Annotated in this window: 11 protein-coding genes; 7 read left to right on the top strand and 4 right to left on the bottom strand. The window is 64.6% G+C overall.

What is annotated here, in order from left to right:
- Window positions 1-168 precede the first annotated feature (168 nt).
- Window positions 169-822: an oxygen-insensitive NAD(P)H nitroreductase gene (gene nfsB / locus ACF8SD_RS06725; protein ID WP_173888529.1), complete on the bottom strand. Its 654-nt coding sequence runs from the start codon at window positions 820-822 to the stop codon at window positions 169-171.
- A gap of 104 nt (window positions 823-926) precedes the next feature.
- On the opposite strand from nfsB, the gene ACF8SD_RS06720 reads away from it, so the two are divergent.
- Genes ACF8SD_RS06720 through ACF8SD_RS06710 form a run of 3 tightly spaced genes read left to right on the top strand, consistent with a single transcriptional unit; the run spans window position 927 to window position 3,364 of the window.
- Window positions 927-1,850, top strand: coding sequence for a LysR family transcriptional regulator (locus tag ACF8SD_RS06720; protein WP_173888527.1), 924 nt, complete (start codon window positions 927-929; stop codon window positions 1,848-1,850).
- A gap of 48 nt (window positions 1,851-1,898) precedes the next feature.
- Window positions 1,899-2,729: an AraC family transcriptional regulator gene (locus ACF8SD_RS06715; protein ID WP_173888525.1), complete on the top strand. Its 831-nt coding sequence runs from the start codon at window positions 1,899-1,901 to the stop codon at window positions 2,727-2,729.
- A gap of 50 nt (window positions 2,730-2,779) precedes the next feature.
- Complete coding sequence (locus tag ACF8SD_RS06710; protein ID WP_173888523.1) at window positions 2,780-3,364, top strand: LysE family translocator; 585 nt, start codon at window positions 2,780-2,782, stop codon at window positions 3,362-3,364.
- A gap of 53 nt (window positions 3,365-3,417) precedes the next feature.
- Here ACF8SD_RS06710 and ACF8SD_RS06705 read toward each other — a convergent pair whose 3' ends face one another.
- Entirely contained in the window at window positions 3,418-4,617 is a 1,200-nt protein-coding gene (locus tag ACF8SD_RS06705; protein ID WP_173888521.1) for a sugar transporter, read from the bottom strand.
- A gap of 202 nt (window positions 4,618-4,819) precedes the next feature.
- Between ACF8SD_RS06705 and ACF8SD_RS06700 the strand changes: the two genes are divergently transcribed.
- Window positions 4,820-6,136 carry a hypothetical protein gene (locus ACF8SD_RS06700; protein WP_173888519.1) on the top strand — a complete coding sequence of 439 codons (1,317 nt, stop codon included), beginning with the start codon at window positions 4,820-4,822 and terminating at the stop codon, window positions 6,134-6,136.
- A gap of 72 nt (window positions 6,137-6,208) precedes the next feature.
- Here the strand turns inward: ACF8SD_RS06700 and calA are convergent, their stop codons facing one another.
- Complete coding sequence (gene calA / locus ACF8SD_RS06695) at window positions 6,209-7,261, bottom strand: vanillin reductase (protein ID WP_173888517.1); 1,053 nt, start codon at window positions 7,259-7,261, stop codon at window positions 6,209-6,211.
- Between the two features lie 180 nt (window positions 7,262-7,441).
- On the opposite strand from calA, the gene ACF8SD_RS06690 reads away from it, so the two are divergent.
- Entirely contained in the window at window positions 7,442-8,347 is a 906-nt protein-coding gene (locus ACF8SD_RS06690; RefSeq protein ID WP_029884985.1) for an AraC family transcriptional regulator, read from the top strand.
- 25 nt (window positions 8,348-8,372) lie between these two features.
- Here the strand turns inward: ACF8SD_RS06690 and thpR are convergent, their stop codons facing one another.
- Window positions 8,373-8,939 carry an RNA 2',3'-cyclic phosphodiesterase gene (gene thpR / locus ACF8SD_RS06685; protein ID WP_392484126.1) on the bottom strand — a complete coding sequence of 189 codons (567 nt, stop codon included), beginning with the start codon at window positions 8,937-8,939 and terminating at the stop codon, window positions 8,373-8,375.
- A 159-nt stretch (window positions 8,940-9,098) separates the two neighbouring features.
- On the opposite strand from thpR, the gene lpxO reads away from it, so the two are divergent.
- Both lpxO and ACF8SD_RS06675 read left to right on the top strand, forming a co-directional pair.
- On the top strand, window positions 9,099-9,998 hold the full coding sequence (gene lpxO / locus ACF8SD_RS06680) for a lipid A hydroxylase LpxO (protein WP_029884983.1): 900 nt from the start codon (window positions 9,099-9,101) through the stop codon (window positions 9,996-9,998).
- Window positions 9,999-10,135: 137 nt separating this feature from the next.
- On the top strand, window positions 10,136-10,480 hold the full coding sequence (locus tag ACF8SD_RS06675; protein ID WP_029884982.1) for a carboxymuconolactone decarboxylase family protein: 345 nt from the start codon (window positions 10,136-10,138) through the stop codon (window positions 10,478-10,480).
- Window positions 10,481-10,516 lie beyond the last annotated feature (36 nt).

Below are 10,516 nucleotides of genomic sequence, written 5' to 3'. Positions count from 1 at the left end.
AGCGCCGCGCGGGCGGCGCTCGATCTCACAGGCGCTGCATATCTTCTGACAAACACCTGTCAGCCCTGATGCGATCCCTGTGGGAGCTGGCTTGCCGGCGATGGGCTGCAAAGCAGCCCAATGGCTGCCACCAGGGCTTGACTGCCTGGCATTACCCGGCTGCCGCGCTTACAGGAAGGTGAATACCTGCGATGCCGGCAAGCGCGACTTGCCCAGGCCGGCATTGAAGTCGGCCTCACTGCGATAGCCCAGGCAGAGCATCACCACGCTGGTGAACCCCCGCTCGCGCAAGCCCAGTTCTGCATCCAGCAGCTTGCTGTCGAAACCTTCGATGGGCGTGGCATCCAGCCCCAGTGCCGCAGCACCCAGCAACGCCGTACCCAGGGCCAGGTAGGTCTGCTTCTCCATCCAGTGCTGCACGTCCTTCAGATCAAAGCGATGCAGGTCAACGTAGTGACGGCGGCTCTGGTTTTGCGCCGCGCGCGCCTGTTCGTCCCGGAAGCGCCCGTCGGCGGCCTCCTGGTCCAGCACGCTGTTCAGGTGCGCTTCAGTCATTTCGGTACGGGTGCAGAACACGATCACGTGCGAAGCATCGAGCAGCTTCGGCGTGTTGTAGGCATAGCCCTGCGAGGTGCTCTGGGCCAGGCGGGCCTTGCCTTCGGCGCTGTCGGCGACGATGAAGTGCCAAGGCTGGGAATTGACCGAGGACGGGCTGTGGCGCAGTTGCTCGAGCAGGGCATCGACCGTGGCCTGGGGAATACGGCGTGAGGCATCGTAGGCTTTGGTGGTGTAACGGCGCTTGGCCAGCGAGACGGTATCCATGCAACGACTCCAGGTATGAGCAGTGAATTTGCCGCTCATCTTATCTTTCCTGCAGAAAAGAAAAACCGGCACAATGCAGCAACACTTTCGGCCCTGGAGTGAAAATGCTGCGCATCGCAGACCTTGAGCTGTTCGCCCGTAGCAGCGTGCTGGGCAGCTTCACCGCCGCTGCCCACGAAGCGGGCTTGCTGCCTGGCCAGGTGGCTGCGGCCATCAAGCGCCTGGAGCGCGACCTGGACGTGCGTCTGTTCGCCCGCACCACCCGCAGCCTGCGCCTGACCGCAGAGGGCGAGCGCTACCTGCCGACCGCACTGAATGTGCTGGAGAGCCTGCGCCAGGGCCACGAGGACCTGCATGGTAACCCTGATACCCTGCGCGGTACGCTGCAGGTGTCGGCGCCCTCCGACATGGGCCGCAACATGCTGTTGCCATGGCTCAGCGCCTTCCGCCGCGAGCACCCGGCGTTGCAGGTGCGCTTCTTTCTCTCTGACCAGATCGCCGACCTCAACCGTGACCCGGTAGACGTGGCCATCCGCTATGGCCACAACCAGGACGCCAACTACATCGCCCTGCCCCTGGCTGCCTGGAACCGCCGGGTGCTAGTCGCCTCGCCCGACTACCTGGCCCGGCACGGCCGCCCACTCACCCCCGATGCGCTGCAGCAGCATGCATGCCTGTTGTATATGCAGCACAACCGGGTCTACGACAAATGGCAACTGGGCAACCGCACCGTGCAGGTGCGCGGGCCGCTGGTCAGCGACGACGCCGACGTCATCCGCCGTTTGGCCGTACAGGGTGAAGGCATCGTGTACAAGTCGTGGCTGGACGTCAGCGCCAACATAGCCACCGGCGAACTGGAGGTCGTTCTCCCCGAACTGCCCGGCGAATCGACCCCGGTCACGCTGGTGTGCCCGCATCGTAAACAGCTCACCCCGGCGGTGACCCAATTGCACCTGTGGCTACGCGAGCGCTTCGAGGCGTTGCGTGAACCGGCACTGGCCAGCGGCTGCACAATTGTTCCAGACTGACCTCAACCGTTACGCTAGGGTGGCCTTTTGAACCGGCGACATGCCCCCATGAGCAACTGGATAGACTTCAAGCAGGACGCCGACACCGGCATCGAGTCGGTGCGGGCGCATTTTGTCGGGCATGCCTACGACCCGCACTGGCACGACAGCTTTCTGGTGGGTGTCACCGAACAGGGCGTGCAGCAGTTCAATTGCCGCCGGGTGCGCCACCGCAGCACACCCGGGCAGGTGTTTCTGCTCGAGCCTGGCGATATTCACGATGGCCTGGCCCCCACCGAGGAAGGCTTCACCTACTCCACGTTGTACCTGGACCCGCTCTGGCTCGACCAGCAATTGCGGTCGCTGTTCGAGCACGCGCCGGGCGGCAGCCTGCCGAGCTTTGCCGATACCCTTTGCCATGACCAGCGTTTGGCAAGCGCCACCGCCCTCGCCTTCCGCGCGGTTCATGACCAGGACTTGCGCATCGTCCGGCAAACCGCCACCGACGAACTGCTTGCCCGCCTGACCTGCCACCTGCAATGGCGCCGGCGCATCAACCCCGACCCGCGCCTACCGCTGAGCGCGCAGCGCGCGCGGGACTACCTGCATGCCAACCTGGAACGCGACATTGGCCTCGACGACCTGGCCCAGGCCTGCGGCATCGACCGTTTTCGCCTCACCCGGGCGTTCAAGGCCGCCTTCGGTATTGCCCCTCATGCCTACCTCATCCAACTGCGCCTGACCCGTGCCCGGCGGCTGCTCGCCCAAGGCCAGAGCTCGGCGCAAGTGGCCGTGGCCTTGGGCTTTGCCGACCAGAGCCACCTGGGCCGCTGGTTTCGCCGCGCCTACCAGCTGACACCGGCCGACTACCGCAGGCGCTGCTCAAACCTTCCAGACTGAAGCGCCTGGCAACAGCGAGCATGGGGCTTTGATGCTTTGGAGCGTTCCACATGTCTCAGCCGATGCTGCCCTTCATCCTGTTTGCTTTGGTCGCCAGCCTCAGCCCGGGGCCAACCAACCTGTTGATCCTGGCGCACGGCGCCCGCCTGGGCCTGCGGGCCAGCCTGTTGCCGATCCTGGCGGCCTGCTGCACGGCAGCGACGATTGTGCTGCTGGTGGGCCTGGGGCTGGGCGAGCTGTTGCTGCGCCACCCGCTGGCACAGCCACTGATGAGCTGGGCCGGAGCGCTGTGGTTGAGCGGGCTGGCGTGGAAAATGCTGCGCAGTGCCGGGGCACCGCTGCACGCAGGTACGGCTCAAGGCTTCAGCGCACTCAGCGCCGCCTTGCTGCAGGCGGTCAACCCCAAAGTGTGGTTGATGGCCGTGGCGGTGGTGGGGGTGTTTGCCGCCCCCAGGTTACCGGTATGGCAGTTGGCGTTGGTGTTCTGCCTGATTGCCCTGCCGTGCATGGGGGCATGGGCGGTACTGGGGGCAGGCAGCGCCCGCTGGTTGCAGGCGCCGCAGCGGTTACGGGTGTTCAACCAACTGTTGGCGGGGCTTTTGCTGATTTCAGCATGGGCGGCGGTGCTGGCCTGACGCCCTCCCACCGGTTTGGGCTGCCCCTGCAGCCCATCGCAGGGCCTGACCGGTCAGTGCGGTAACGCCTCTCGCAAGCGCCGGGTGCTGGCCACTGCCAGCAACAACGCGACCACCGCCACACTACCGCCTACCAGGCCGATGTACGCCACATCCAGCCGGCTGCTGACAATGCTGCCCAACAGTGCCCCGCCCCCAATGCCGATGTTGTAGATACCCGAGAACAGCGCCATCGCCACGTCGGTCGCATCAGACGCCAGCTTCAACGTCTTGGACTGCAACGCCAGGCTGAAGCTGAGGATCGCTACCCCCCACAACATGCTCAGCCCCGCAAACACGTAGAAGTTGCCTGACAGAGGCAACAGCAACAATAGGCACGCCGCCAGCACCCCCATCGAGCCCAGCAGGAAACCCTGCGCGAAGCGCTCGCTGTAGCGGCTGAACAACACTGAACCCAGTACCCCTGCACCCCCGAACAGCAACAGCAACAGCGTGGTGCGCTCGCCGCCGATCTGCGCCACGTGCAGAGCGAATGGCTCGATATAGCTGTATGCGGTGAATTGCGCAGTAATCACCAGGGTCACCAGCAGGTAGGTGATGACCAGCGCCGGGCGCCTGAACAGGACCGGCAGGCTGCGTAGCGAGCCGGAGTTCTGGCTGGGCAGCAGCGGCAACGACTTCATCAGGCACAACATGGTCACCAGCGCCACACCGGCAATGCTCAGGAAGGTGATGCGCCAGCCCAGCGCCTCCCCCACCACACGCCCGAGCGGGATGCCAAGCACCATGGCCAGGGTGGTGCCGGTGGCCAACAGGCCCAACGCCTTGGCCTGCTGCCCCGGCGGCGCCACGCGCACCGCCAGCGAAGCGGTAATGGCCCAGAACACCGCATGCGCCAGGGCAATGCCGATGCGACTGACCAGCAGCATGGCGAAGCTCTGCGACAGCCAGGACAACAAATGGCTGACGATGAACACCATAAACACCAACAACAGCAAGCGCCGCCGTTCGATGTTGCGGGTCAGCAGCATCATCGGCAGAGAGGCCAGCGCCACCACCCAGGCATAGATGGTCAGCATCAGGCCGACCTGGGCAGTGCTCATCTCGAAGCTGCGGCCAATGTCACTGAGCAGCGCCACCGGGACGAATTCGGTGGTATTGAAAATGAAGGCCGCCAGGGCCAAGGCGATGACGCTAAGCCAACTGCCGCTGCCCGTGCCGGGTGGCAGGTGGCTGGGTACAGGTCCGTTCATTGTAGAAAGAGAGTCTCCGCGAAAAAGCAACAGGTCGCGCGCCAGCGCCCCGCTTTACGGGCTTGCCGACGTACGCATTGTCATGAATAGGAATGCCGGCATGGTACGCGTCACACCCGGGGCTAACAACCGCAAGTCGGGCATAAGGAGTACCATGCGCGCTTGAAGTGAAACACGTTGCAGCAAGGAGCCCGCCCCACTCATGGATAAGCAGTACCCCCAGCAGCAATGGCAGCAGGCGGTCATCGCCTATGCCCAGGCCGTCAACGACTACGTCGCACAAGGCCGTGCCCAAGGCTGGGACAACCTTCAAGCGCCACAAGTGCCCGCCACGGAACACCTGCTCGACGCCTGGCTGGCGGCGCTGCAGGCAGCCAACCGCCCGGGCTGCAGTGAGCAGCAGCGCCAAACCTTCCGCGAAGCCTGGCCGCCTGCCCACCAACCGCTGGTGCCGTTGCTCGACAAGCATGGCCAGGGCATCAGCAATGTCCTGCTGCTGGACGACGGTAGCCTGCTGGCGCGCATCGGCATGCCGCACGACAAAGGCCAGGTGCTGCGTATCGATCGCCATGGGGTCACCCCGGTGATCGGCGTCGAGTACTTCGGCCGCTGCCCGGCCCGCCGCTACTTTGCCCTGGGCAATGCCGAAGGCGTCCGGGTGACCGCTGGCTGGGGCGGCCCACAGGTACAGCGCCTGGCCTGGCCGACCGGCCTGGAAGGGTTGCCGGCCGGCTACCCGTTCGAGCCGTTCGACCTGCCACCCGCGCCCACCGCTTTGATCCCCTTCCCGGACGGCCAACGCGTACTGCTGGTCAGTGCCGATGGCACCTTCGTGTTGGCCAGCGACGGCGCAACCCGCCTGCTGCCGCACCAGGCGCGGGTACTCGACGCCCTGGCCGAAGGCACCGAGCCGGAAGACATCAGCCTCGGGCTGAGCATGGAGCACGGCACGGTGTCGGCGGATGGCCGCTGGGTCGTGGTGGGTGAGCAAGGCAGCCGGCACCTGGTGCTGGACGACCGGCTCAGGTTGGTGGCCGAGATTGGTCCCGGCAGCGAATACCCGCATTTCGCGCTGTTCAACCAGCGGGGTAACCAGTTGATCCTCAACGCCTGCCACTTCTACAGCGGTGCCACGCTGGCGGTACGGGTAGCCGACCTGCCGGGGCTGCGCACCGATTACTACAGCCAGGACCCGCGCACCCCACTGGTGCAGGATGGCGCGCGTGTCTATGCCGGGGCGGCCCGCACTGGCGAATACATCATCGGTGATGCCTACGGCTACCTGCGGGCCTTTGGCGAAGATGGCCAGGAGCATTGGCAGCACTACCTGGGCTCGACCATCAGCGCCATGGACATCAGCGCCGACGGGCGTACCCTGGTGGCCGCCAGCCATGCCGGGATTGTGGCGGAGATTGCCCTGGACAGCGGCCGGCCGGCGTGGCAGATCGGTACCGGCGCGCATGGGGAGGTGCGCCGGTGGCTGTTCTGGAAGGGCTGGGACAAACCGCTGGCCTGGTAGCCAAGCCTGCCCCGGCAGGCCAGCGCCGGTCGCTTCGCGGCTTGCCCGCCAAGCGGCCGACGCAGGCCCCGATCAGGCCTGCAGCGTGGCCATGTCGATCACGAACCGGTATTTCACATCACCGGCGATCATGCGCTCATACGCCTGGTTGATATTGCGGATATCCAGCATCTCGATATCGCAACGGATATCGTGTTCGGCGCAGAAGTCCAGCACTTCCTGGGTCTCGGCGATACCGCCAATCAACGACCCCGCCAGCACCCGACGCTTCATGACCAGGTTGGCCGCATGCACGGCCGGGTCGATCGGTTCGATAAGGCCGACCAGAATGTGCACCCCGTCGAACTTCAGCGTTTCCAGGTACGGGTTCAGGTCGTGCTGCACCGGAATGGTATCGAGCAGGAAATCGAAACGGTCGGCCGCAGCGCGCATCTGCTCGGCATCGGTGGACACGATCACATGGTCGGCGCCCTGGCGCCGCGCTTCTTCGGCCTTGGCCTGGGAGCGGGTGAACAAGGTCACTTCTGCGCCCAGCGCCTTCGCCAGCTTGATGCCCATGTGGCCCAGCCCGCCCATGCCCAGGATGCCGACCTTGTGGCCCGGGCCGACACCGTGGTGCTTGAGCGGCGAATAGGTGGTGATGCCGGCGCACAGGATCGGCGCGGCGCTGGGCAGGTCCATGCCGGCCGGAATGCGCAGCACGAAGTGCTCGCTGACCACGATGCTGCTGGAGTAACCGCCCATGGTGTTGCTGCCGTCGACCCGGTCCGGGGTGGCGTAGGTCATGGTCGGGCCTTCCTGGCAGTATTGTTCCAGGTCCTTGGCGCACGCCTCGCAGTGGCGGCAGGAGTCGACCATGCAACCCACGCCGACCAGGTCACCTACCTTGTAGGCGGTAACCTGTTCGCCCGTGGCGGTGACGCGGCCGATGATTTCGTGGCCAGGCATCAGCGGGTATACGGCAATGCCCCATTCGTTGCGCGCCTGGTGGATGTCGGAGTGGCACACGCCACAGTACAGGATCTCGATGGCGACATCGTCTGGGCGCGGGCTGCGGCGCTCGAAAGTCATGGGGGCCAGGGGGCTGGTAGGGGTTTGGGCGGCGTAACCGATAGCGGTATACATGCTGGACCTCGCTGTAGAGTGAAACGATTCAGTGATGGAATTGTGCCCCCCATTCGCCCCCGCGCCCACGGCAGATTCTCCGGCATGCATGCCTGATTCTCCGAACCTGCCCTTATGCTACTGGCGCGATACCGTCAATCTGCGATCATTAGGCTGTCTGATCCTCTGCCCTGGTTCATCATGCAACTGACCCGCCACGTCGATGCCAACGCGCCCCTCTGCGCCCTGATCCGCTGCCTGGCCACGCGCCCGGGCTTCGTGCCTACGCACCTGCCTCAGGTGCAGGTACTGAGTTGGGACCACTATGTCGCCAGCAGCCCGCAAATCTACGAGCCCAGCCTGATGATCCTGGCCCAGGGCAGCAAGCTGGCACGCCTGGGGCCACGCACCCTCGAATACGGTGCTGGCCACTACCTGGTGCAGGCGTTGTCAGTGCCCTTCATGTGTGAAACCTTCGCCACCCGCGAGGCGCCGCTGTTGGGCGTGGCGGTGGACATCGACCGTGGCGTGCTGGGTGAACTGGTACAAAGCATGGACCTGGCGCCAGACCCTGCCGTGCAGGCGCAAACACCGCAATCGATGACTTCCGCAGCACTGGATGCGCCCATGCGCGACAGTGTGGAGCGCCTGCTGCAGTGCCTGCAGGACCCACTGGATGCCAAGGTCCTGGGCCCGGCGAGGGTGCGTGAAGTGCTTTACACCGCGCTGCGCGGCCCGCAGGCTGGGGTATTGCGGGCGCTGGTGGAACAACAAGGGCACTTTGCCCGCATCGGCGCTGCCCTCGCCCACTTGCGCGAGCACTACAGCGAGCCCCTGAGCGTGGAGGCGCTGGCGGCACGGGCCAACATGAGTGTGTCGACCTTCCACGAACACTTCAAGCGCTGCACCGACATGGCGCCCATGCAATACCTCAAACGCCTGCGGTTGCTCAAAGCCCAGCAAATGCTGATCGGCGAAGGCCTGGGTGTTGCACAGACGGCGCACCGGGTGGGCTACCAGAGCACGTCGCAGTTCAGCCGCGAATACAAGCGCCAGTTCGAACGCAGCCCAGGGGATGAACTGCCTTACCAGAGCTTGCCGGTTTGACTGAAGGGCGGCGGGCAATCACCCGTCAGCCACCAGGCGTGGCACTGGAGGCCGCCAGTGGCCATTGCGCCAACGGCCAGTAGGCGCCCTTGCGCGATTCATACAACGTGAAGTGCGGGGCGCCGAGGAAAAACGCCGGCGCACTGCCGGCCTCTGGCAAGTGGCCCCGAAAATCCCTGGCAAGCGTCAGGTGGGGGCGGTAGTCGCGCTTGGCAGCTTGCCCGGCAAAAGGCAGCAGCGCCTGCTGCAGGCCGTACACCAGGCGCATCAGCGCTGCTGGCACCTGCTGCGCCTCCAGTACCAGGGCGCTGGAGCGCTGCCACACCTGCAAGCGGTCAAGTGTCAACCGGGGTGCCCTGCCCGGCAGCGCCAGGTGATCGACCGCCGCACAAATCGCCGGCACCAGGGCGGCATCCACATCGCCCAGGAACAGCAACGTGACATGAAAGTTGGCCGCCGGCACCGGTTTGCCGCTGCGCAGGTTCAGGCCGCGACGGAACTGGGCCAGGGCCCTGCGCTGGACATCGCTGACCGGCAGGGCGAAAAACAACCGCTTGAACGGGCTGCCGCTGGGGCGTACATCATGAACCATGGTGACTCCTGGGCATGAAACGTTTGCGCACGACTGTAGGGCATTACACCAATGTCGGCCCACGGTTTCGTAACAATAAGTACAAACTGCCCACATGATTGTTTATGCTGGCGGGCTTATGCCATGGCGCATGGCCTTATTTTCGACAAGTAACCGTCCATGAAAATTGCACTCGTCCTCCTCTTCGTTCTCTCGATCGCGTACGTTCACCTGCGCGGTCGGGTCCGTCACAAGCTGACCCGCCAACTGGGCGACCACTCCAGCTTTTTGGCCCCGATCAACAGTTTTCTGTACCTGTTTTCCAAACACCCGGCCAAGCCGTACCTGCCCGTCGAGGCCTTTCCCGAACTGAAACCGCTGCAGGAGCACTGGCAGGAAATTCGCGAAGAAGGCCGGCAACTGCTGCAGGTAGGCGAAATCAAGAAGTCCGACAACTACGACGACGTGGGCTTCAACTCGTTCTTCAAAACCGGCTGGAAGCGCTTTTACCTGAAGTGGTACGGCGAAAGCCACCCGTCGGCAATGGCCCTGTGCCCACGCACCACCGAACTGCTGCAAGGCATCGGCACGGTCAAGGCGGCGATGTTCGCTACCCTGCCACCGGGGGCCAAGCTGGTGCGCCACCGTGACCCGTATGCCGGCTCCTACCGCTACCACCTGGGCCTGGACACACCGAACGACGACGCCTGCTACATCGATGTAGACGGCGAGAAATACTCCTGGCGCGACGGTGAAGGGGTGGTTTTCGATGAAACCTACATCCACTACGCGGCCAACAATACCGAGCACAACCGCATCATTCTGTTCTGCGATGTCGAACGCCCGCTCAAGTACCGCTGGGCCAGCGCCTTCAACCGCTGGTTCAGCCGCAATGTCATGGCGGCTGCCGCAGCCCCCAACACCGCCGGAGACAAGACCGGCGGCATCAACCGGCTGTTCACCCGTATCTACAAGATCCGGGAACGCGGCAAGGCGTTGAAAAAGCGCAATCGCACGCGCTACTACCTGGAGAAGTGGGCGGTGGTTGCAGCATTGCTGCTGGTGTTCATCTACATCTGAGCCCGTGTGTTGCCAGCGGCCTGTGCAGATGGTGTAGCCAAAGGCATGACTGGGCATGCACCAAAGTACAAGCCGCACGTTCGCCGCGCGTCGACTAGCCTGAAAGCTCCATTCGCAACCACCCCAAGGTGACCACGATGAGCATGATGGACTGGGATGCCTACCGAAAGCAATTGATGGCCGGCATCGGCGATCTGAAGCAACTTTCCCCCGACACCGTGGCCGGCTACATGACCGCCAGCGGCGCCGGGGCCAAAACCGGGCATCTGGACGCCAAGACCCGCGAACTGATCTCCCTGGCCGTGGCGGTAACCACCCGTTGCGACGGCTGTATCGCCGTGCATTCGCAGCAAGCGGTGAAGCATGGCGCCACCCGTGAGGAGATTGCCGAGGCGTTGGGTGTGGCGGTGGCGATGAACGCGGGTGCCGCGCTGGTCTACTCGGCCAGGGCCCTGGATGCCGTGGGCAAGGCCAACGGTTAAAACCTAACGGCGCCGCCCTTGCGCGACGGCGCCGTG

Origin of the sequence: Pseudomonas sp. CJQ_9 (assembly GCF_043106615.1) — a bacterium.
Taxonomy (GTDB): Bacteria; Pseudomonadota; Gammaproteobacteria; order Pseudomonadales; family Pseudomonadaceae; genus Aquipseudomonas; species Aquipseudomonas juntendi.
Note: the sequence above shows the minus strand (reverse complement) of the source record. Positions and strands in the feature narration are given on the sequence as shown.